Origin of the sequence: Ureibacillus sp. FSL K6-2830 (assembly GCF_038004145.1) — a bacterium.
In the GTDB taxonomy this organism is placed as follows: domain Bacteria; phylum Bacillota; class Bacilli; order Bacillales_A; family Planococcaceae; genus Ureibacillus; species Ureibacillus thermosphaericus.
This window is the reverse complement of the sequence record NZ_JBBOQR010000001.1, coordinates 2,518,118-2,542,287: the sequence shown is the minus strand read 5'-3', so window position 1 is coordinate 2,542,287 and position 24,170 is coordinate 2,518,118. Positions and strand designations below refer to the sequence as shown.

Here is a 24,170-nt window from a genome sequence, read left to right as displayed (position 1 = left end):
ATTAAGGATGATCTATAGAAACTTGAGCTTTTGCGGATGATGTAGAACCATTCCAGAGAACATAATAACTTTGATTAACACCACCGTTAGTAGCCTCTGCATTGAATTCTGCAGTAGAAGTATAAGGAGCTGTAACATCTACAGATTTTACATTTTGGTCAGGCCATAATACTCGGATTTTTTTTACAGTAGCGACGCCAGTTCCACTAATTCCTTTTGCTACTAATTTATGTGTTCCACTTCCTAAATAAACTTCTGAAGATTTTGCAGATGTTCCTGTAAGAGTTTCAGGTCCCAGTGTTCCTGCAAATGCCCCTGTTGATGTTAATAAGACTGCTGTAGCGAAACCGATTGCAAATAGTTTTTTGAATGATTTCATGATTTTGGCCTCCCTATTCTTTTAATTTATTTAACGGTACCGTCAAAGTAAAAATAACAATCTATACCTTTTTTGTAAATAATTAACTTGTATTATTTAGAAAACGATACATTCCTCCTATATAATAGAATTTCAGAACCATTTTTCTACAAAACTGTTTGTATTCGGATGAACTTAGTTAAAAGTTGGAGTTATATTTCAGTATCAAGTTAAATTTATAAAAGTATAATAGCCAGAATATTTAAGAATAAGTTCTCTTTTGTAATGACGTATAATAAATGTCTTGAATTTTTCAATCGATATTTTAGAGCTTTCTACTCGTACAATTGGAGGACAGGTACATTGACAGCATTTCTTTTACTAGAGGAGTTGATTGAGGCTCAAAAGGATCCTATTAGTGTATGGACTATTTATTCAAGTGGTGATAGTACATTTTTATAAAAGGTGGAGTATTTATGAAAAATGTTAATATAACTATTTATAATACTAAGTATTTTAATACTTTTATCCTCATGCATGTTATCGAATTCAATTAAAAATGCAGATATCCAAGTTAATAATCATGTTCCATCCTCATTAGATTTTTATGGATATGAGTTAATTGTGAATGACGGTTGGCTTGTGCGAAAGTTGAGTAACTAATTATCTCCCTATCCTAATCAATAGAGAAATCCCTTTGAATGTTATGTCATATCAAACTATCAAACTTTAATAGTTGAAAATATTTTTAAAAAAATAGATATTTTCAAATCTTCCAGAGAATTAAAAAAGTATTTATTTTAACAAAAAAGTTTGATATTATGATTATCGAGCGCGAAAATTTCAGAAAAATGGCACGTCCGCGTTTTTTCTGAAAATTTTTAAAATGCTTAATGGAGGGGAAAAAATGAAAAAGAAGTTTTGGCTCTTATTAGCAGCACTATTCACACTTACTTTAGTGCTAAGTGCCTGCAGCGGCAGCAAAGAAGAAAACAAAAACGAAGGTGAAGGAAAAGAAACTTCTCGTTCAAAAGAACTTAATTTAGTCATCACTTCTGAGCCGCCTTCCTTACATCCAGGACTTGCGACAGATTCTACTTCTTCCGCAATTCTAAATAACGTATTTGAAGGCTTAACAACTCGCAAAGGTTCTGAAGTTGTGAATGCGGCAGCAGAAGACATTTCCATCAGCGATGACCAAATAACTTACACAATCAAATTACGCGATGCAAAATGGTCAAACGGAGATCCTGTAACAGCATATGACTTTGAATATGCTTGGAAGTGGGTATTAAATCCTGAAAACGCTTCCGAATATGCTTCTATGCTTTACCCAATCAAAAACGCAGAAGCTTACAACAAAGGTAAAGCGAAAGTTGAAGATGTTGGTATTAAAGTAGAAGACGATAAAACTTTAGTTGTTACATTGGAACAACCAACACCTTATTTCTTAGAAATGTTAGCATTTAAAACATACTTCCCAGTTAATAAAAATGTTGCTGAGAAAAATCCAAAATGGTACACAGAAGCTGGAGAAGATTATGTAACAAACGGTCCATTCTTGCTTGATTCTTGGAATCATAACAAAGATATCACATTGAAGAAAAACCCTACTTACTGGGATGCTGATAATGTAGCACTTGAAAAAGTAAATATTACAATGGTTGAATCTGAACAAACAGCAACAACTATGTTTGATAATGGCGAAATTGACTTCTTAGGTTCTCCATTCCAAACAGTAGCTTTAGATGCAATTGACCAATACAAATCAGAAGGTATTTTAAAAATCAAAGACTATGCAGCCATCTATGTATACAAATTTAATACAACAGATGAAATTCTTAAAAACAAAAATATCCGTCGTGCATTAGCACTTGCAATTGACCGTCAATCATTGATTGACAACATTACAAAAGGTGAACAAAAACCTGCATTAGGTATGGTTCCTGTAGCGATTAAAGGCTTTGAAGAAGATCGCGGCTACTTCAAAGACAATGATGTAGAAGAAGCGAAAAAAGCTCTTGAACAAGGTATGAAAGAGCTAGGAATCAGCAAACCTGAAGATATCAATATCACAATTTCATTTAACACGAGTGAAGCTCACGCAGCAATCGCTCAGTTCATTCAAGAAAATTGGCGTAAAAACTTAGGCATCAATGCAACTCTTGACAACTCTGAATGGCAAGTTTACTTAGACAAATTGTCAAATTTAGATTACCAAGTTGGACGTTTAGGTTGGATTGCAGACTACAACGATGCTTATACATTCCTAGAACAATATGATTCTGCTCAAAACGGTAACAACGATACAGGTTGGGAAAACCCAGAATATACAAGACTATTAAGAGAATCTAACAAAGAAACTGATCCAGAAAAACGTTTAGAATTATTAAAACAAGCAGAAGCGATCATTATTGAAGAAATGCCGGTTGCACCAATTTACTACTACACTAACCTAAGTGTTGCTAAAGACTATGTGAAAAACATGGAGACAGATATTTTAGGTAATATTTACTTAAAATATGTAGATGTTGAATAATAAATTGGTGTAATTAAATTCTAGGTTCATAGTTGTAAAGGCTGCTGAAATCGATTGTATTGATTCATAGCAGCCTTTCACTATTTTTTAGGACTATACAGAATTTTCAGATAAAGGAGGGAGCACTTTGCTGAAGTACATTCTCAAAAGAATTGTTCTTATGTTCATTGCGTTATTAATTATCATCACGGCAACCTTTTTCTTGATGAAGGCTGCACCTGGTAATCCTTTTGCAAGTGAAAAGGATTTTCCACCTGAAATTGAAGCAAATTTAAGAGCGAAATATGGATTAGATAATCCTTGGTATATTCAATATAAGGATTATTTACTCAATACGTTGACGTTTGACTTTGGCGAGTCCATGAAATATAAAAACCGCTCCACGAACGATATTATTGCCGATGGGTTCCCGGTTTCGTTATCTCTTGGACTTGAAGCCATGTTTTTAGCGGTTGGAATCGGTGTATTACTTGGCATCATTGCGGCCCTTTACCATAACCGCGTGATTGATTATTTTGCAACGACCATCGCGGTTTTGGGCATTTCAATCCCCTCATTCGTTATGGCCGGATTAATGCAATACTTCATCTCTTTAAAATTGGGCCTATTCCCTGTTGCCGGGTGGAACGGCTTTAAATACTCAGTTCTGCCAGCGTTGGCAATCGCTTTGACACATGCGGGGTATATCGCAAAATTGGTCCGTTCCAGCATGTTGGAACAAAACAACAGTGAATATGTGAAATTAGCCCGTGCCAAAGGGCTTGGCAAATGGACAATCACTTTTAAGCATACTTTGCGTAATGCATTAATGCCGGTTATTACTTATTTAGGGCCTTTAACAGCCGGTGTTGTAACAGGAAGTTTTGTTATAGAGCAAATTTTTGCCATTCCTGGATTAGGTAGACATTTCGTTCAAAGTATCACAAACCGTGATTATACAGTCATTATGGGAACAACCGTATTCTATGCAATTATTTTAATGCTCGCTGTATTAATCGTAGACATCTTATATACTATCATTGACCCGCGCATTAAATTGAAAGGAGGAGCAAAGAAATAATGGTAAAACAGCATGAAACGACCAACAATTTAACTCCTGAAATGTTTACAGTAGTCGGACCGCGGTTGGAAGAAGGCGATAAATTGGCAAAAAAGCCTGTATCTTTCTGGAAAGAAGTATTCCTCCGCTTTAACCAAAATAAATTGGCGGTTACAGGTGTTATCATTTTATTCCTCATTACACTGTTTGCGATATTTGTTCCTGAACTGTCGCAATACAGTTATCGCGATCAATTAGGTGTTTATAATGCAGCTCCTTCAAAGGAACATTGGTTTGGAACAGATGATTTAGGGCGGGATATTTTTGTTCGTGTATGGTTTGGTGCCCGCATTTCATTATTTATCGGTATCACAGCTGCCATTATTGATTTAATCATTGGCGTTTTATGGGGAAGCATTTCTGGACTTATTGGCGGACGTGTAGATGATATTATGATGCGGATTGTCGATATTTTATCTGCCATCCCTTATCTTTTAGTGGTAATCATTTTATTGGTAGTAATGGAACAAGGTCTTTTACCGATGATTATCGCTTTATCGATTACCGGTTGGATCAACATGGCACGGATTGTCCGCGGTGAAGTGTTATCCATTAAAAACCGTGAATTCGTACTAGCATCGAGAACTCTTGGCGCAAGAAATTGGCATTTAATTATCCGCCACATTATCCCAAATGCTTTAGGTGCAATTCTTGTAACGATGACATTAACAATTCCAAGCGCCATCTTCACAGAATCGTTCTTAAGCTTTTTAGGTTTAGGAGTAAACCAACCAGTTGCCAGCTGGGGAACAATGGCATCAGAAGGTATGGGCGGTTTACGTGTAGCCCCTTGGCGTTTATTCTTCCCTGCTTTCTTAATTTCTTTAACGATCTTTGCTTTTAATGCCGTTGGTGATGGTTTGCGCGATGCACTTGATCCAAAATTACGCAAATAGAAAGGGGTGGAAGCATGAATAAACCATTACTCGAAGTCAAAAATTTAAAAATCAACTTCAAAACATATGCAGGTCTTGTTCAAGCAGTACGTGGCGTTGATTTTACATTATATGAAGGGGAAACTTTGGCAATTGTTGGCGAATCCGGTTCGGGTAAAAGTGTGACAACCAATGCCATTATGAAATTGATTCCGCAGCCACCAGGAATATATGCGGATGGTCAAATCTTATTGGAAGGAAAAGATTTAATTCCCCTTTCCGATAAAGAAATGTCCAAAATTCGTGGCAATGAGATTGCGATGATTTTCCAAGATCCAATGACTGCTTTAAACCCAACTATCCGTGTTGGAAAACAAATTATGGAAGTAATTTTAAAACATAAAAAAGTTTCAAAGCAAGAAGCAAAAGAAAGAGCAATTGAATTGCTTCGCCAAGTCGGCATTCCAATGCCAGAAAAACGGTTCAGCCAATATCCACATGAATTTAGTGGCGGTATGAGACAGCGTGTTGTTATCGCCATTGCGCTTGCGGCTGATCCGAAATTATTGATTGCCGATGAACCGACAACAGCCCTTGACGTGACGATTCAAGCGCAAATATTGGAATTATTAAAGGAACTTCAAAAAAAACATAAAACATCTATTATTTTTATTACCCATGATTTAGGGGTTGTAGCAAATGTCGCCGATCGGGTGGCGGTTATGTATGCAGGACAAATTGTGGAATACGGAACGGTCAACGATATTTTCTACAATCCAAAACATCCATACACTTGGGGACTTCTTGGCTCCATGCCTGATCTAAATAACAAAAGTGATGAAAGATTGTATGCGATTCCAGGTTCTCCACCGGATTTGACTAATCCGCCAAAAGGTGATGCCTTTGCACCTCGGAACAAATATGCATTGGCCATCGATTTTGAAAAAGAACCTCCAATGTTTAAAGTATCCGATACACATTATGCTAAAACATGGCTATTGCATGAATATGCACCGAAAATCGACATTCCTGAGCCAATCGTAAGAAGAATGGAAAGATATAAGAAGGAGGCTGGATTAGGTGAATAAAGAGAATAAAATTTTGGAAGTAAAAAACTTAACTCAATATTTCGGCTCTCCTTCCAATCCAATAAAAGCTGTTGACGGCATTAGTTTTCATATTTTTGAAGGTGAAACATTAGGCCTCGTTGGTGAATCTGGCTGCGGTAAATCCACTACAGGCCGCTCCATTATCGGACTCTATAACATTACTGGCGGCGAAGTGATTTTCAAAGGAAAAAATGTTCATCAAATCAAATCGAAAAAAGAACAAAAGCAATTAAAACGGGAAATACAAATGATTTTCCAAGACCCATATGCTTCACTGAACCCGCGGATGACAGCTGGTGAAATCATCAGCGAAGGATTTGATATCCACGGCCTATATAAAAACAAAGCAGAACGTCAAGAAAAGATTATTTCTTTATTGGAAGCAGTTGGCTTAAATCGTGAACATATGACACGATATCCACATGAATTTTCCGGTGGCCAAAGACAACGAATCGGAATTGCTAGAGCGTTAAGTTTAGATCCAAGCTTCATTATCGCCGATGAGCCGATTTCCGCTCTCGACGTTTCCATTCAAGCGCAAGTAGTCAATTTGCTAAAAGATCTGCAAAAGGAACGAAATTTGACTTATTTATTTATTGCCCATGATTTATCGATGGTTAAATATATCAGCGATCGGATTGCGGTTATGTATCGGGGAAAAATTATGGAGTTGGGCGATGCAGACGAAATTTACAACAACCCAATTCATCCATATACAAAATCTTTATTATCCGCTGTTCCTCTTCCAGATCCGATTTTGGAAAGAAAACGGAAACGAATTCCTTATGTCCATGAAGAAACACCGGATACAGCTAAAATACATGAGCCATTGCCAAATCATTTTGTTTACGGTACGGATGAACAAGTCAATAAATGGGTAAAACAAGCAAAGCTGTAGGGCTTAGTGTAAAAAAGGCTTAAGGGGCCCTAAATCCCCTTAGGCCTTTTTTTGTTTTTTGGGGAGTACTTGACGGAAAGAAGAGGCTAATGAAAATCTTTTATTTATTTTCCGCTCTAAGAGGCTTGGCATTCGGCATCCGAATGATTAAATAAGAAGGAATATTAGTAAAAATGTTGAAAGTAATATAAAATGTCGTTTATTTCAAGCTAATAAAGGGAGAGATATATGAGGACCAAAATCATTATGTTGATTTCTGTACTATTGTTAATGACTCTTGTCGGTTGTAAAAATGTTGATGATAACAAAAAGTTAGAGGTAAGCCCTACGTTTTCATTACCCGTTACTTTTCATGACGGGACAAAGGGTGAGTATATATTGATTGGGAAAGAAGGTAAGGTGGGAATTTTGGTCGGTTCGGGTAACGAAGGTGAAGCAGTCGCAACAAAGTTTATTGCAAATCAACCGAATAAATATATGTGGCATTTTTGGGGAGAGGAAGAGAATATCAGCGGTGTTTTTAAAGTAGTTGGTGTTGATGAAGACGGAAAAGAACATCCTGTTTTGTCATTTGGCAATAATGCAGTATGGCAATATTCTGATGTTTCCATTAGCCCACATAACGGTGCAGATTCCCATATTCCATCGAATATGATGTTCCCTACAAGTGAATTATGGAAATTAAAAAAATATTTTAATGATCAATTATTTGAGGAACTCGTTATAAACGTTGAAGAAAGTTGATCTTCAACTAATTGATTAAGAGGCAGAGTTAACCGTTCAAAGATTAACTTTGTCTGTTGTTTTAACATAAATGGAATAATCCCCTAGGTCATTCTTCCGCACCAATAAAACAAGCCTCTCGCGAAATGAGAGGCTTTTCATTTTTAGTGAGACATAATCACTAACAGGATAATGAATAAAATCGCAAAGAGGTAAAGTAATGGATGAACCTCTTTCCCCTTACCTTTCAGTAACTTAAATAATGGGTAAGAAATAAACCCGAATGCAATACCATCTGAAATACTGGACGTTAATGGCATGATTAAAATAACTAAAAATGCTGGAAATGCTTCTTCTACTTTATCCCATTCGATATGGCGAACAACACCAATCATTAAACTACCTACAATAATTAAGGCAGGAGAAGTAATAGCAGGTACACTTGCTAATGTAGCTGCTAATGGCGAGAAGAATAACGTAATGACAAATAATCCTGCAACTACTAACGATGTTAAACCAGTACGTCCACCTACTGCTACACCAGAAGAAGATTCGATATAGGCTGTTGATGGACTTGTACCAAACATTGAACCGATAATTGTTGCCATCGAATCACCAAGGAAAGCTTGACGTGCTCGTGGCAACTTATCATCTTTTAAAATACCCGCTTGTTTCGCAACGCCAATCATCGTACCTGTCGTGTCAAACAATGTAACTAAAATGAATGAAAATACTGTCCCATATAAACCATATTTAATGACATCGCCAAAAGCTTCAATTGGATTCCATACTAAAATCCCTTCTGGTAATGATGGCATTGAAACAACACCATCGAAATGTAAATTACCAGTAAATGCAGCGAGGATTGCTGTCACAATCATACCCCAGAAAATTGCACCGAATACACGGTACATCATGAAGATAGCCGTAACAAGAACCCCTACGATTGTTAGCCAAACCATAGGGCTTGATAAATCACCTAATCGAACTAATGTCGCTTCGTCATCTGTCACGATGCCTGCTGATCGCATACCAATGAAAGCGATGAATAAACCGATACCAGCTGTAATCGCTAATTTTAAATTATTCGGTATGGCTTTAACGAGCATTTGTCGTAAAGGTGTTAAGCTAATAATGAAGAAAATAATACCGGCTACAAATACAGCAGAAAATGCTGTCATATAGTCAATTTCGCCTTTAGAAGCTTGTACAACCGAGAACGTAAAGAATGCATTTAACCCCATACCCGGAGCCATTGCAATTGGATAATTGGCAAATAGCGCTAACCATAATGTACCAAATACTGCCGCAATAATTGTCGCTGTGAATACTTGTTCACTAGGAACACCAGAAATCGCTAGAATCGAAGGGTTAACGATAACGATATATACCATTGTTAAGTAAGTTGTTAAACCTGCAAAAATTTCAGTTTTTACAGTTGTATTATTTTCTTGTAGTCGAAACAAAAAGTTCAGCCCCCTAAATACGAACATTAAAAACAACAGAATTAATAATATTCGGTCTTTAGCTTAAATGCAAGTGTTTTTTACGAGAATTTTCTCTGTGTATCAAAATTTTAAAAATAGAGAAAATTAAGAATAAAGAATTCTTTCCTCTTACAAAAAGACTTAGTGGCAACAACTATTTTCTCCTTATAATGATGAAATTAGTCGGTTTGAAGCATCTGGTGTTAAATGGGGGATTTCACTAATATGGAACCTTTTTTCGAGTTATAGGCTAATATGTTCTTCTTTTACAAGGCTGTTCTTAAACATACAAAAAGACCGTCAAAATGACGATCTCATAGTATCCCATTTCCTTCTTTCTATTTATTACTAAAATCTAGTTCACAATACCTTTGATAAGTCTAAAATTTTTTTGATTGATTTCATAAGATTTTTCCCATTGTTCATGTAACTTGCTTTTATAGTATATCCATCCATACTTTAATAGCTGTACCGATAATGAGAATCGCTAGAATCCACTTCAAAATAGAAGGGTTCATTTTTTTACCAACCTTCACTCCTAAAGGTGAAGCAATAATACTTGCGACAACCATAATAATGGCTGGCAAGTAATCTACTTGCCCTGTTGATAGTTTCCCTACTGTACTTCCTATCGATGAAATAAACGTAACAGCTAAACTTGTTGCAATGGTCATGCGAGTTGGTATTTTTAATACGACAAGCATTATCGGTACAAGGAGGAAACCACCGGCTGCTCCAACAATCCCTGAACCTATTCCCACTATGAGAGATAAAATCGTTGCAAGTAGTTTATTGAAAGTGACTTGTTCTAACGGGATATCATCAATTTGCTTCTTCGGAATTAACATCATAATTCCGGCGATTAACGCCAAGATTCCGTATACAATGTTAACACCTTGTTCCGAAAAATAGGATGAACCAAAACTTCCAATGATACTTCCTATTAAAATTCCACTTCCCATATAGAAAATAAGGGATTTATTTAAATACTTACCTTTTCGATATGCCCAAACACCAGCAAAAGAAGCAAAGAATACTTGTACAGCACTTATCCCAGATACCTCATGAGCTGTAAATGCGGTAAAGCCTAATAAAGAAGGGATATACAAAAGCATTGGATATTTAATAATCGATCCACCAATTCCAACCATCCCTGAAATAAATGACCCAACAAATCCGATTGCAAATATGGTTAGAATCCAAGCAATGTCCATGTTGATACCTTCTTTCCAGAAGAGGTGACACCCTCTCCCGAATGTCACCTCTCCTCTTTATCGATTCGTTATCCCTTTTTAATAATGAATTTGATTACATCCGCTTCAATCGATTGATCTAATATTTCATGTCCACTTGATTTAGCCCAAGCAGGAAAGTCAGATAGTGCGCCTTTGTCTGTCACATGCACTTCTAACACTTGACCTGTCGCTAACGTATCCATTGCTTTTTTTGCCCGTACAATCGGGAGTGGACAAGATAATCCTTTTGCATCTAACACTTGATTGACTTCCATTTCAAACGCTCCTTTTTAATTCTCATTAAAAAGGGGAGTTTATCATTCTCCCCACCTCTTTCATAATTAACGTACCGCACAACGGTTTGGACCGATTTCCATTTCCATTTGTTCTTCTTCGTCTGGTGTCAATTTCCCCATATTTACTTGACGAATTTCTTGGTATGCATTTGGTTGTGGTGGCAAGTTTTCTGTTACTGTCTTACGGAATTCTTCTTCACTTTCAATATTTAAACCATGGTTTTCCGCAAATAGATCCCCTAAACGTTTTGCAACTGTTCCATCTTCATTCAACTCATCAATAATCATGAAGTGTGCAGGCAATACAATTAAATCTTCCGCTAACTCACGATAACGGCGATAAAGCGTTTCGCGAAGATCGCCTACCCAATCCTCAGCACGTCCTGCTAAGTCAGGTCGACCGATGGAATCAATGAATAAAATATCTCCTGTTAATAAATACTTGTTATCTACGATGAAGGAAGTTGAACCAATTGTATGACCTGGTGAATACAGAGCGCCTACTTCAATTTTGGAATTCCCTACCTTTACTGTTAAACCATCTTCCAATGGATTATATTCATAAACCACCTCATCTGCATCTTTTGGTGGTAAATAATATTTCGCCCCTGTTTCCTTTGCAATATGGCGTCCTCCTGAGATGTGGTCCGCATGTAAGTGTGTATCAAATACGTGGGTAATTTCCACATTTTTCTCTTTCGCAAAGTTGATGAACACATCTTTAAAACGAACTGCGTCAATAATGGCAGCTTCACCATCAGAAATGACCATATAAGATAAACAGCCTTTCCCTAGACGAACAAATTGATACAGTTCACCTCCATTAGTCAAATCACCTACTTTAATTGGCTCGAGGTAAGAGCTCCAAGCTTTCATACCACCCTCAAGGTAGTACACATCGTATCCTGCATCTGAAAGCATTTCCGCAACCATGACAGAAGAGCCCTCTTTCGCACAAACAACTAAAATATCTTGATCGGACGGTAATTTTGGAAGAATTTCTTCCACACCATCTAATAATTCAAAGTAAGGTACATTTAAATATTCAAATCGGTGTCCTTCAATTTTCCAATCTTCAAAATCTTCTCTGTTTCGTACATCTAAAATAAATAATGGTTGATTTTCGATTACTTTACGAGCTACTTGTGCTGATGTCATTTTTTGAACTGCCATTCCACTTACCCCCTGTAGGTATATTTTTGTGATATGAAGTGGAAGGGTAATCCCTTCCACTAAAGAATGGAATAAAACAAATGATTAAAACGTTAATGTTGGTGCAGCATCTTTTGCAAACTCAAGGAATGTAACTGCGCCACCTACATCAATTCCATCAATAAAGTCTTCTTTCGTTAAATTCATAACATCCATTGTCATTTGACAAGCGATTAATTTTACTCCCATCTCTTTTGCCATTTCTACTAATTCCGGAATACTTGGAACATTTGCTTTCGCAAATCCTTCTGCATAATGTTCTTTTCCTTCTGGAAGTGGCAATTGTTTCATCGCTTCTTTATGAATCAAGTTCAGACCCTCAAATGTAAAGAAGATTGCTACTTCTTTCTCTGTAGCAGCTGCTGCCGTTGCGATATTAAATACCTTATATGCATCAAATAATCCACCATTACTTGCAATAATTGCTACTTTATTAGACATTTTTCAAACCCCTCCGAATTTATAATTTTTTTATTAAATCGCCTTTCCAAGCACTCATTCCTGGTAAGACGTTATAAACTTTTGTAAAACCTTTTTCTACTAATTTTTGAGCAGCTAAATCACTGCGTGTACCTGTTCGACAAATGACATAGATTTCCTTGTCTTTGTCTAATTCATCTAAACGGTCTTCTAATTCCCCCATTGGAATGGATATGGAACCTTCAATATGACCAAAAGCGTATTCCGCTTCTTCTCGAACATCTAGAAGAATTCCGCCATTTTTCACTCGACTCAGAACTTCATCATTCGAGATTGTATGTTCAAATTTCTTTTCAACAACTTGCTCATTACATTTACGAATGTAATGAAACAGCACGCCATTTTCTTCAAACATACCGATATATTGATGTCCAACACTGTCACACCATGCTTTTAAGTCGGCAATTGAACCTTTATCGGTCGCTTTCACTTCTAATACTTGGCCTTCCTCGATCCCTTCCATTGCCTTTTTCGTCTTCACAATCGGCATTGGACATGAAAGCCCCGTACAATCTAACTGTACATGTGCTTTTATCGACATCTTAAAACCTCCATATACCTATTAGGGTATTTTATTTTAGAAAAATTTTTTGTTGAATATAAAATCAAAAATTTGCCGTCATGGAATCTTTTTCTTCATGTGTGAATAAATATTTTATTACAGAAATTGGTTTTTTCTTCTAATATTGAATAGAATTCCAACACAAATTAGAGCAAAACTTGAATTGACAGCAATACATTATCTTAAGATAGATGATTTGAAACCTCCTTTTCCCTTTCTTTGTTACTCTAACGATATCATATACCCATTAGGGTATAATGTCAACACTTAAATATTATTTTTACTGTTTTTAAAAGATTAACTAAAATTTCCAATACTTTTGTACAATTCCGTAAAGGAAATGTAGCCCTTAAAAGAAGGGAATTCTCTATTCAATTCGTAAAATTGTTGATGGTAATTAATTTTTGTAGTGTTTGGCAATTAAGGTTATGCATAAATTTTTGCATATTTGACGCTTTACATGGTGGCGGGCATGATAGGCTACTTTGCCTTGCAAAGTCCAAATATAATTATGGCTTGCCCCCTTTGCAAGAAATCATGCCCGCAAAGGCTCCATGTCAAGCGATTATAGATGCGAATAATTATTCAAGATATCGAATAAATTTAATTGCCATTTCATGCATTTTTTAATTGCCCAAAACAGTAAAATTGGAAAATATCAAACTTTATTGAAAAATCATATATTTTTTAATTCCCTTTATTTATCATTCCACTTAAGGGTGATACGATTGAAATGGCTAAAAATATTACTTGCTTTAATTGTAATTGGAATTTCATCATACGGCTTAGTCACGAATGATTATTCATATAACCTCTTGTCTATTTTCTTCCTCGGGGTATTTTTCTTAATATTGGGGTTTGAAAACTTGAAGAATAAAAAAAGTCAAGGGATTAGCATTTTTTCTATCATTGTGTCGATATTTTTGTTTTTCGTAACATGTATTTCATTCTTTTAAATTGTAAACGCTAAATCCTTTTTTATATTGACAAAAACACAATAATTTCTACGCCTTTTCTTTCACATAGCTGTCTTAATTGTGTATGGCAAAATAAAAGTGCAGAGCTTTGCAAAGGAAAAATGCAGGCTCTATAATATTTGGTGTTGGTGGATACAACCAGCACCATTTTTTTACACAAAAAAAATGAGACATGTGACAAACTCTGGTAAAATGTAATCGACCAAAACCACATTTACAAGGAGTGATGTCACATGTCTCACCATCATTCTATACGAAACCTACTCAATATAAAAGACAAAAATATCACATTTGATGGAAATTTTTGTTCTACCGAAACGATTAAAAAAGCTATTATCAACCAAATATTCACTACCTTCCACAGCATTTGTGTTTTGATGAGTTTAAATCGCAGCTGGAGCGATGTCCTTTATTTTCTTCGACTCTGAAACGGGGGAGATTGTGGATATCGTGGAGGACCGAAGATTACATCCTCAAAGAGTATTTCTTACGGTATTCCAAGAAGGCGAGAGATGCGGTAAAAACGATTGTCATCGATATGTACAGCCCTTATATTTCCTTAATCCAAGAAGTTTTCCCTAAAGCGGAAATCGTACTCGACAAATTCCATATCCTCCAACTATTTAGCAGAGCTTTAAACAAAACGCGCATCAACGTCATGAATCGGGATAAAAAGAATTACAATAAATTGAAAAAATACTGGAAGCTCCTTCTGAAAGATCAAACAAAACTTGATTATAAGAACTATACATATCATCGTTGCTTTAAAAAGCATATGTGTGAGGTGGAGATTCTCCACTATCTCATTGATTTAGATTCTGAATTAAAGGCGTCCTATGAGTTATACCAATACGTTCGACATTGCATCAAAATCAAAGACTTTGAGCTCTTGAAGAAAACCTTGGCAAATAAACAGAACAGCGTTTCCAGCTATATGAAAACCGCCATCAAGACAATCAACAACTACATCAATTACATCGAGAATACGCTAAAGTACGATTATAATAACGGCATTTTAGAGGAGATTAATAACAAAATCAAAGTGATTAAACGCATTTCTTTCGGTTATCGATCCTTCTATCACTTCAGAAACCGAATATTCATTACCCAAAACTTAGCGAAAATAAAAACAGCTTAGGGGAACCTCGAATTTCCCCTAAGCCCTCCGATTACATATTACCAAATAATGTGTCACTAGAATTTATTCACCAACACCATTTGACAAGGAACCCGAAAAAACACGTGGGCGTTATTTTACGCTTACATTTCATTCACTCCCCAGATAGCTTTCTGATCTTTGAATAAACCTGTTGAGCACTTGTCGCTTCTACAAACTCTACTTGATGTTCTTTTAAAGTTTCAAAGAATTTTTTTGAATATTAATTATCCGTTGGTCTTCCAATCTCATATTTTCAGCCTTTGTTTCAACGAGTAAGTAAACATATGTTTCATCTTCTTTTTCTATTACATAAATAAAGTCAGGTGTAGTTGAACCTCCTGTATACTTTGGTACTTGTATCGCTCGTTTTGGTAACTTACCAAACACAGTGACTTTATCACTATATTTATGCCTTAATAACTCCCTTTCCGGAGTTACACTGTCATATCTCATTGGAGGATTCTCATAAAGATAACGATGTTCCTCATGTGCATTGTTATCGATATTCACACCTATGACTTCCCCATTAATTTCATCAACGAAACTGTCTGTTATAGGATTGTATATAGAAGTTCGTGCCTGAAAATTCAACTTCTTATATTCATATGTCTGAGCAAATTCCTCATCGAATTTTCTTTTAAACTCTCTCGTGATATTTTGAAGCGATGTTTCACTTAAGTATGTTGAATCACCATTTAAATCTGTTCTTAAAACTTCTAGTAGATTTGCATGAATATCTTTTATAGGTATACCAGTAGCTAAATGAATATGCTTTATAAATTTTCCATAAGCTATACCCGGTAAATACATGCGATGGTATTCGGCTACTTGTTCTTTTAATGTAACTTTCTTTCTGTCTTTGGTTGCATGGATTGATTGTTTCATTTGAAAAGGAATATCACGTTCATATAAGTCTGGGTTGCTTATAACTTCCTTGGTTACTATTTCAATTTTTTCAGGGATGCGTTTGAATTCAAGCATGTATCGATTCGAAATTTGTTTCCATAATTCTTTTACTTTTTCCCAATTTTCTTTTTCTAGTTTCACTCGAACTTTCGTCTTAATTTTAGTTGTATCTCGCACTTTCCTTTCATTTAAGCGAGGCTTATTAAGTTCAGGATATAGTTCAATTAGCCATTCAAATCCATCTTTCTTAACACCATCAATCTCCACATCTGTATTAAATTCATTTTTACGATTAATAATTCCTAATTCGTCTAATGTTTCTAACAGAAACTCATCTGTAAAATCATGTTGTACTTTTTGTCTTTCAGTAACAATAAATTGGATCATCTCATCTGTTAGCTTTTGTTCATTTAATTCAATTTTTACATCGCTATTGATTTCTCCAACTAACTTTTGCGCAAAATCTCTTTCATCAAAACCAATTAAAAAAGCAAGCCTCGACGACCACTCCTCTTGTTGTATACGGTGTCCGTTCTCATCTACTGGTAGGCGTAATCCTCTACCAACTTCTTGAATTTTACTATTTTCACTACCAGATGTTCGCAATTTTGCGATTACAAAGACATTCGGATTATCCCAACCTTCACGTAACGTCCACTTCGAAAATAAAAACCGTCTTGTTTGCCAATTACCATTTTCATCTTGAAAACTTAATAATTTGAGTTAATTTCATAATTCTCACCCCTTGATTTTCAAGGGATTCAAGACAATAAAAAATGGGTACCTCCCCAAATTTCGTTATAATGGTAGGTAACTAAACAAACCATACGAAAGAGGTGAGTACCCTATGACTATTGTAAAACAAATTTCTCTTTTTGACATCCATCAATTGTTAGAAATGGAAAGTTCCCATCGTTATGATGCCATTTTTAGTGCTATCGACATTCAGCCTATTTTTCAATTGTTTTCTAAAAAGACATTGAAAGGTGCACCACGTGAATTGAATTATGGTGCAATGATTCAATCGCTGATTATACGTATTGTCGAACGTATTCCAACTATCAAGGATTTAGTCAAACGTTTGGTCCATGATCCTTTATTTCGTTTCGACTGTGGATTCCTTGTGTCTGATGTCGTACCATCTGAAAGCTCTTATTCACGCATGATTCAAGTCATTAGTGAATCAGATGTGCTAGATAAAATGAACGATACACTCATCAAAACAGCGATGTTGGAAGGCTTTCTAAATGATGAACATGTCGCCATCGATGCGAGTCACTTTGAAGCTCGTGATGCTTTCACACCATCAGAAAAGAAAGCACCTAAAACTCCTAAAAAACGTGGTCGTAAAACTAAAGCTGAACGAGCTGTTTGGTTAGCCGAACAAGTAGAGAAAAAAGGAAATCAATCAACCTATGAAAAAGAACTGAAAGAACAGCTGGATATCCCATTAGAAACCCTTTGGAAGGATGTACCGATTGAGCCAAAATGGGGTGTGAAAAAGAATAGTAAAGGAAAAAATACATTCTGGTTTGGTTATAAAGCACATTTAGCTGTTTCGACGAAAAGTCAATATATCATCACTCGTTTGATGTCCTCAGGTAATTTAAGTGATTGTAAAGCTGCGATTCTATTATTGAAAAAACTTCATCACTTAGGAAACGGTCATTTTACAATAGCTATATTTGATGCTGGTTATGATGTTGAACCTATTTACCGTCAAGCCGTATCACAGTCCATGCGAGTCGTGATTCCTTACAACGTTCGCCGAGAAGGAGAATATATAGGATTCGATGAACATTTTCGTCCAACCTGTGTGCGTGAACATAGTTACCAATATGACAGCTTTGACGCTAAGTACAATACATTAAAATTCACACGTCCAAAGGAATGTGCAACTTGCCCATTACGAGAAGACACCCTTTGCCAAAAAGTTTTCAAAATCAAATGTGATATAGATATCCGTAAATTTACCTATCCAGCACGTGGGACAGAACGATGGAAACAGCTTTATCAAGAACGTACAGCAGTCGAACGCGTTAACGCTTATTTAAAGGAATACTTTCAATTAAACAATGTCCGTCATCGTACAGGAAAGAAAGCAAAAATGCATTTCAATCTGGTGACGTTAATTTATAATACCTGCAAACTAGCAGTTGATCGAATCAATGCTTTATTACAGCAACAAAACCAAGTTGCATAATTTAAAAAAAAACAAAGTTTTTAGTATAGGGGTACTCTATACTTCAGAAATACTATGATTTATGAAATTGATTCGACTATTATTATAAAAAGCCATTCGACGATTACAATTTTTAATTATCTCTACAATATCAAATGCGATGCCACGTGCGTTCAATAGCTTACAATTTTTTTAGGATTTCAAATACTTTTGATTGTGAGTCTTTCTCGTCAATATAAAAATAACTTTCATGTGAATTGCATGCAAGCCAAATTTTATCTCCATTATAAAACATTAAATCTTCTGGTAACCCATTAATCCACCCAAATAAAGAATTACTTTTCGTTTGTAAAAAATGCTTTGTCTGTTCATTTAGCTCATAATAATATATATACGCTGTTGCTTCTAAAAGTATATTTACTGCCCATTGAGATTCCTCTTTCACTTCAATTAATGAACTTTTAATATCTTTTAATAATTCGTTGTAATATTTCATCGCCAATTTTTCATCATCCATCATGTCTTTCCTTATAACAAAAGCAAATTTATCACATTTCTCAGAAGCTATTTCAATCAATAAGCGATAATCTTCACCTTTTATGTCTTGATCATACTCTAACATTTTACTTATCCTCCTATTATCTCAAATCTACTTATTTTTCCATTATTTATTTAACTATATTGAACTCATTCGTAATGGCCATATAGAATAAATGTAAGTAATTCTAACTTTAATTTTACCTGTTTAATGCAATATTTTCATTTAGAGGAAATTTTAACAAGAGCAGTTTGAATGACGCAACCTGGTTAACGAACTGTTTCTGTGAGGCGGTAAACGAAGTAGTTTCCATTCTGTAAAAGTTTATTTATTTATTTATTGAAACACCTCCTTTATTAAATACATCTATCGTAACGAAGGTGCCAGTTGATTTTAGCTGATATGGAGGGGAGAAATATGAAGAACAAAATCATTATGTTGATTTCTGTACTATTGTTAATGACTCTTGTCGGTTGTAAAAATGTTGATGAAAACAAAAAGTTAGAGGCAAGCCCTACTTTTACAATACCCGTAACTTATAATGAGGGGACAAAGGGTGAGTATGTATTGATTGGGAAAGAAGGTAAGGTGGGAATTTTGGTCGGTTCGGGTAACGAAGGTGAAGCAGTCGCAACAAGTTTTATTGCAAATCAACCGAATAAATATATGTGGCATTTTTGGGGAGAGGAAGATAAAATCAGCGGTTATTTTAAAGTAGTTGGTATTGATGAAGATGGAAAAGAACATCCTGTTTTGTTATTAGGCAATGATGCAGTATGGCAATATTCTGATGTTTCCATTAGCCCACATAACGGTGCAGATTTCCATATTCCATCTAATATGATGTTCCCTACAAGTGGATTATGGAAATTAAAAATATATTTTAATGATCAATTATTTGAGGAACTCGTTATAAACGTTGAAGAAAGTTGATCTTCAACTAATTGATTAAGAGGCAGAGTTAACCGTTCGAAGATTAACTTTGCCTGTTGTTTTAACATAAATGGAATAATCCCCTAGGTCATTTCTTCCGCACCAATAAAATAAGCCTCTCGCGAAATGAGAGGCTTTTCATTTTTAGTGAGACATAATCACTAACAGGATAATGAATAAAATCGCAAAGAGGTAAAGTAATGGATGAACCTCTTTACCCTTACCTTTCAGTAACTTAAATAATGGGTAAGAAATAAACCCGAATGCAATACCATCTGAGATACTAGACGTTAATGGCATGATTAAAATAACTAAAAATGCTGGAAATGCTTCTTCTACTTTATCCCATTCGATATGGCGAACAACACCAATCATTAAACTACCTACAATAATTAAGGCAGGAGAAGTAATAGCAGGTACACTTGCTAATGTAGCTGCTAATGGCGAGAAGAATAACGTAATGACAAATAATCCTGCAACTACTAACGATGTTAAACCAGTACGTCCACCTACTGCTACACCAGAAGAAGATTCGATATAGGCTGTTGATGGACTTGTACCAAACATTGAACCGATGATCGTTGCCATCGAATCACCAAGGAAAGCTTGACGTGCTCGTGGCAATTTATCTTCTTTTAAAATACCCGCTTGTTTCGCAACGCCAATCATCGTACCTGTCGTGTCAAACAATGTAACTAAAATAAATGAAAATACTGTCCCATATAAACCATATTTAATGACATCGCCAAAAGCTTCAATTGGATTCCATACTAAAATCCCTTCTGGTAATGATGGCATTGAAACAACACCATCGAAATGTAAATTACCAGTTAATGCAGCGAGGATTGCTGTCACAATCATACCCCAGAAAATTGCACCGAATACACGGTACATCATGAAGATAGCCGTAACAAGAACCCCTACAATTGTTAACCAAACCATAGGGCTTGATAAATCTCCTAATCGTACTAATGTCGCTTCGTCATCTGTCACGATGCCTGCTGATCGCATACCAATGAAAGCGATGAATAAACCGATACCAGCAGTAATAGCTAATTTTAAATTATTCGGTATGGCTTTAACGAGCATTTGTCGTAAAGGCGTTAAGCTAATAATAAAGAAAATAATACCAGCTACAAATACAGCAGAAAATGCTGTCATATAGTCAATTTCGCCTTTCGAAGCTTGGACAACCGAAAACGTAAAGAATGCATTCAGCCCCATACCCGGAGCCATTGCAATTGGATAATTGGCAAATAACGCCAACCATAATGTACCAAATACTGCCGCAATAATTGTCGCTGTGAATACTTGTTCACTAGGAACACCAGAAATCGCTAGAATCGAAGGGTTAACGATAACGATATATACCATTGTTAAGTAAGTTGTTAAACCTGCAAAAATTTCAGTTTTTACAGTTGTATTATTTTCTTGTAGTCGAAACAAAAAGTTCAGCCCCCTAAATACGAACATTAAAAACAACAGAATTAATAATATTCGGTCTTTAGCTTAAATGCAAGTGTTTTTTACGTAATTATTCTCCTACAAATTAAAAGTTTAAAAACAAAGAAAATTCAGGTTCTATCTTATAGCGAAAAACGGATTTCACCTTAACAAATAGAATAATATATTTACAATTTTCATATAATATTCCATAATATTCTATATTTCTTGTTAATTTCCTAATTCTTAAACGTTATTTAAATATTTTTATTAGAGGTGATTCTAATTGCACTTAGAAACATTATTACCAATTGATAAAAAGATTTTAATAATAGATAATGCAATTTGTCGTCACATAGACACCTATGGTACTTTTTCAAGAGGCGAGATTTCTCAAGATATTCTTTCTCAATTACGCAACTTTGTAGAGCATATTATGTTAAAATTTTATGCTAACGGTCAAGACATAGAAAATAGTTATGAAAATATATGTAAAGCTATTGATTTTGTAAAATCTCGTGGTGATTTGAAAGTGCTACGACGGTTTCATGATTATTTGCAGATAGTGGCTTCACATTATACACTTGACGAAGAAAATTCTGAGCGTTTAATGTTGAAATATTACGAATATTTATTAAAAATTAAGAAACTGCTATATGAAAAGTTTTCTCTGGAAGTTCTTAGTAACCTTGATAAATTTCCATTGAACAATAATTCAACATTACAAGAATACTATGAAAAAATTGCTAAAAAGATAGAAAAACACACCATAAAAAAGGTTGAAAATTCCGAGAAATATTATATTCAAAAAATTAAGCCTTTTTTTGTTGATCAACGTATTTACTATGAAGTGACTTTTACACCAGCTGTCGATTATGCCAGTAAGTTTGATCGGGTTATTGCTTTTACAAATTTAGAAATAACAGATAATTATGCTGTGAAGTTTTCCTTGGACTACGATAGTATTGAAATCCTTGGTAAAACAATGCCCATAATTATTATAGTAGGTTGGGAAGTTGCAATTAGAGATTGTGAGTTTAAGAATTTTACTAGGATAATTAGAGGAACAAATATTAAGACTGGCTATTCTGAACAACTTGGAATCTCACGATTTTTAACATCAACAGGATTTACTTTAACAGAACTCATTGACTTTCCAGAAAAAGAATTTCAAAAAGTAAAGCTACAAGCAACACAACGATCTAAAGAAATTATTTTCTTCAATGACTTGGAACGTTGTCGTGAAATAATAAAAGCAAATGCCTCAGGTAGTAACCTTCTAAAATATTTACTTTTTCATATGAGAAACAAAATAATAAAGAAACAATTAGATACATATCCAAATGATAATTTATCTGGACTTTATGCAAAAAATAGCTGCTTACCTTTCGATAGAATTCCTTTTAATTTCTCTCTAGTAGAACATAACCCAAAATTAGGAGATTTATTTTATTGTATCGATGCCACTCAACGACAACATGAATTGCTTGCTCGATTAGTAAGGAACAATACTGAAATAAAAGGGCAGCTTTTTACACCCATAAAGGAAATAGTTAGATTTGATAATTTACCATCACTTGTTGAAAAATATAACTCTACTCTATGGCATGGACATCTTGAAAATAGCAAATTAGTTATAAAAAATAGTCACATTATTATAAATGGATATAAAAATGATACCAAATTCATTATTAATAAACTTGAAAACTTATCAAAAAATGGAATCCAAAATTATTCAAACTCCGTAAAGGCATGGTTAAATGATTCTAATTATGTTATCGATTGCGAAGAAAAAAAAGAAGCCTTAATTCGTATGTTCGAAAGTTCACGAGTAGCTTTAGTATATGGCTCAGCGGGGACAGGCAAATCTACTTTCATTAATCATTTAGCTCATTTATTTGCAGATAAGAGAAAACTTTTTTTAGCACAAACAAATCCTGCTGTAGATAATTTAAAACGGAAAATTACAGCTTCGAAATGTACATTTTCAACAATTACAAAGTTTCTTATAAATCAGAGGAATACTAATGACTATGATTTACTAATAATAGACGAATGTAGTACAGTAAGTAACCGTGATATGAGAGAAATTCTTAACAAAGCCACATTTAATTTATTAATATTAGTTGGTGACTCTTATCAAATATCATCTATAAGATTTGGAAATTGGTTCAGTGTTGCACAAGCATTTGTTCCTAAAACTTCGGTCTTTGAATTAACTAAGCCTTATAGAAGTAAAAATTCAGCACTTCTTACATTATGGGAAAAAGTTCGTAAAATGGATGATACTATACTTGAATTAATTACTCGCCAAGAATATTCCACTTCCTTGGACAGTTCTATTTTCACACCTGCAGAAGATGACGAAATTATTCTTTGTCTTAACTATGATGGACTTTACGGAATTAATAACATAAATCGATTTTTACAACAAAGCAATCCAAACCCCGCGATATCTTGGGGAATTCAACAGTATAAAGTTAATGACCCGATTTTGTTCAATGAATCAAAACGTTTTGAACCAGTAATTTATAATAATATGAAAGGACGAATTGTTGGAATTGAAATTCTTGATCGTGGAAAGATTTCTGAGCGCATTCAATTTGATATAGAACTCGACAAATCGTTAAATGAGATAGATGCTTTCAATCAAGATTTTGAATTATTGGATTATACTAATAACGGAAATTCTATAATACGTTTTTGTGTAAATAAATTAAAAAGTACAGATGAAGATGACGATGACTCTTCAAAAGCGATCGTTCCATTTCAAGTTGCATATGCTGTTTCAATCCATAAAGCTCAGGGTCTAGAATATAATTCTGTTAAAATCGTTATAACAGACGAAATCGACGAGTTAATAACCCATAATATCTTTTATACTGCTATTACTCGTGCAAGAAATAAACTGAAAATCTATTGGACACCAGAGGTGGAACACAAAGTTTTGAACAGCATAAAGCCATCAGATTGGAAAAAAGATGTATATTTTCTGAAGAATGAATAACAATAATAAATATTATTTTAACATTGTAAATAATAACCAATTATTCATGATATTTAAAAATTAATCAGGGGATTTTTGTTTTTTATTTTTTAAAATCACAGATTTAAGTTTTAATTAAAAAAGAATGTGATATCCATAATAAGTAAAAGAAG

At 34.7% G+C, this 24,170-nt stretch carries 20 protein-coding genes and 1 pseudogene; 11 read left to right on the top strand and 10 right to left on the bottom strand.

Translation table 11 applies throughout. The annotated features are described in order from the left end of the window. Window position 1: 1 nt before the first annotated feature. Window positions 2–379, bottom strand: a complete 378-nt coding sequence (locus NSU17_RS12520) for a hypothetical protein (RefSeq protein ID WP_340705163.1) — start codon at window positions 377–379, stop codon at window positions 2–4. Window positions 380–1,265: 886 nt separating this feature from the next. On the opposite strand from NSU17_RS12520, the gene NSU17_RS12515 reads away from it, so the two are divergent. The 6 genes from NSU17_RS12515 (at window position 1,266) to NSU17_RS12490 (ending at window position 7,622) form a co-directional block, all read left to right on the top strand. After that, a complete protein-coding gene (locus tag NSU17_RS12515) occupies window positions 1,266–2,897 on the top strand; it encodes a peptide ABC transporter substrate-binding protein (protein WP_340705162.1) in 1,632 nt (543 codons plus the stop codon). 127 nt (window positions 2,898–3,024) lie between these two features. After that, complete coding sequence (locus tag NSU17_RS12510) at window positions 3,025–3,957, top strand: ABC transporter permease (protein ID WP_096551801.1); 933 nt, start codon at window positions 3,025–3,027, stop codon at window positions 3,955–3,957. Between the two features lie 41 nt (window positions 3,958–3,998). Beyond that, entirely contained in the window at window positions 3,999–4,892 is an 894-nt protein-coding gene (locus tag NSU17_RS12505; protein WP_172597922.1) for an ABC transporter permease, read from the top strand. 14 nt (window positions 4,893–4,906) lie between these two features. Then, window positions 4,907–5,959: an ABC transporter ATP-binding protein gene (locus tag NSU17_RS12500; RefSeq protein ID WP_096551805.1), complete on the top strand. Its 1,053-nt coding sequence runs from the start codon at window positions 4,907–4,909 to the stop codon at window positions 5,957–5,959. After that, window positions 5,952–6,878, top strand: coding sequence for an ABC transporter ATP-binding protein (locus NSU17_RS12495; RefSeq protein WP_340705161.1), 927 nt, complete (start codon window positions 5,952–5,954; stop codon window positions 6,876–6,878). The genes NSU17_RS12500 and NSU17_RS12495 overlap by 8 nt, the downstream gene beginning before the upstream one ends. A gap of 228 nt (window positions 6,879–7,106) precedes the next feature. Then, window positions 7,107–7,622 carry a DUF4871 domain-containing protein gene (locus NSU17_RS12490; RefSeq protein WP_340705160.1) on the top strand — a complete coding sequence of 172 codons (516 nt, stop codon included), beginning with the start codon at window positions 7,107–7,109 and terminating at the stop codon, window positions 7,620–7,622. A gap of 143 nt (window positions 7,623–7,765) precedes the next feature. Here the strand turns inward: NSU17_RS12490 and NSU17_RS12485 are convergent, their stop codons facing one another. The 6 genes from NSU17_RS12485 to NSU17_RS12460 form a co-directional block, all read right to left on the bottom strand. After that, window positions 7,766–9,067: an NCS2 family permease gene (locus tag NSU17_RS12485; RefSeq protein ID WP_340705159.1), complete on the bottom strand. Its 1,302-nt coding sequence runs from the start codon at window positions 9,065–9,067 to the stop codon at window positions 7,766–7,768. Window positions 9,068–9,525: 458 nt separating this feature from the next. Beyond that, window positions 9,526–10,302, bottom strand: a complete 777-nt coding sequence (locus NSU17_RS12480; protein ID WP_340705158.1) for a sulfite exporter TauE/SafE family protein — start codon at window positions 10,300–10,302, stop codon at window positions 9,526–9,528. A gap of 68 nt (window positions 10,303–10,370) precedes the next feature. Beyond that, window positions 10,371–10,598, bottom strand: a complete 228-nt coding sequence (locus tag NSU17_RS12475) for a sulfurtransferase TusA family protein (RefSeq protein WP_016839193.1) — start codon at window positions 10,596–10,598, stop codon at window positions 10,371–10,373. A 66-nt stretch (window positions 10,599–10,664) separates the two neighbouring features. After that, window positions 10,665–11,792, bottom strand: a complete 1,128-nt coding sequence (locus NSU17_RS12470) for an MBL fold metallo-hydrolase (RefSeq protein ID WP_340705157.1) — start codon at window positions 11,790–11,792, stop codon at window positions 10,665–10,667. Between the two features lie 84 nt (window positions 11,793–11,876). Beyond that, window positions 11,877–12,272, bottom strand: coding sequence for a DsrE/DsrF/DrsH-like family protein (locus NSU17_RS12465; RefSeq protein WP_016839191.1), 396 nt, complete (start codon window positions 12,270–12,272; stop codon window positions 11,877–11,879). Between the two features lie 19 nt (window positions 12,273–12,291). Beyond that, on the bottom strand, window positions 12,292–12,852 hold the full coding sequence (locus NSU17_RS12460) for a sulfurtransferase TusA family protein (RefSeq protein WP_096551814.1): 561 nt from the start codon (window positions 12,850–12,852) through the stop codon (window positions 12,292–12,294). A 638-nt stretch (window positions 12,853–13,490) separates the two neighbouring features. On the opposite strand from NSU17_RS12460, the gene NSU17_RS15975 reads away from it, so the two are divergent. Both NSU17_RS15975 and NSU17_RS12455 read left to right on the top strand, forming a co-directional pair. After that, a complete protein-coding gene (locus tag NSU17_RS15975) occupies window positions 13,491–13,829 on the top strand; it encodes a DUF3953 domain-containing protein (RefSeq protein ID WP_445684078.1) in 339 nt (112 codons plus the stop codon). A gap of 367 nt (window positions 13,830–14,196) precedes the next feature. Next, window positions 14,197–14,988: an ISL3 family transposase gene (locus tag NSU17_RS12455; RefSeq protein WP_340705509.1), complete on the top strand. Its 792-nt coding sequence runs from the start codon at window positions 14,197–14,199 to the stop codon at window positions 14,986–14,988. Window positions 14,989–15,201: 213 nt separating this feature from the next. Here the strand turns inward: NSU17_RS12455 and NSU17_RS12450 are convergent. After that, window positions 15,202–16,575, bottom strand: a pseudogene (locus NSU17_RS12450) (restriction endonuclease); the annotation flags it as partial. A gap of 187 nt (window positions 16,576–16,762) precedes the next feature. On the opposite strand from NSU17_RS12450, the gene NSU17_RS12445 reads away from it, so the two are divergent. Then, window positions 16,763–18,118, top strand: coding sequence for a transposase (locus NSU17_RS12445; protein WP_340705156.1), 1,356 nt, complete (start codon window positions 16,763–16,765; stop codon window positions 18,116–18,118). A gap of 160 nt (window positions 18,119–18,278) precedes the next feature. On the opposite strand, the gene NSU17_RS12440 is transcribed toward NSU17_RS12445, so the two are convergent. Then, a complete protein-coding gene (locus tag NSU17_RS12440; RefSeq protein ID WP_340705155.1) occupies window positions 18,279–18,719 on the bottom strand; it encodes a stage III sporulation protein AH in 441 nt (146 codons plus the stop codon). A 333-nt stretch (window positions 18,720–19,052) separates the two neighbouring features. Between NSU17_RS12440 and NSU17_RS12435 the strand changes: the two genes are divergently transcribed. Next, on the top strand, window positions 19,053–19,568 hold the full coding sequence (locus NSU17_RS12435) for a DUF4871 domain-containing protein (RefSeq protein WP_340705154.1): 516 nt from the start codon (window positions 19,053–19,055) through the stop codon (window positions 19,566–19,568). A gap of 144 nt (window positions 19,569–19,712) precedes the next feature. Here the strand turns inward: NSU17_RS12435 and NSU17_RS12430 are convergent, their stop codons facing one another. Then, complete coding sequence (locus NSU17_RS12430) at window positions 19,713–21,014, bottom strand: NCS2 family permease (protein WP_340705153.1); 1,302 nt, start codon at window positions 21,012–21,014, stop codon at window positions 19,713–19,715. Between the two features lie 283 nt (window positions 21,015–21,297). Between NSU17_RS12430 and NSU17_RS12425 the strand changes: the two genes are divergently transcribed. After that, on the top strand, window positions 21,298–24,018 hold the full coding sequence (locus NSU17_RS12425; protein WP_168411976.1) for an ATP-dependent DNA helicase: 2,721 nt from the start codon (window positions 21,298–21,300) through the stop codon (window positions 24,016–24,018). Window positions 24,019–24,170: the final 152 nt, after the last annotated feature.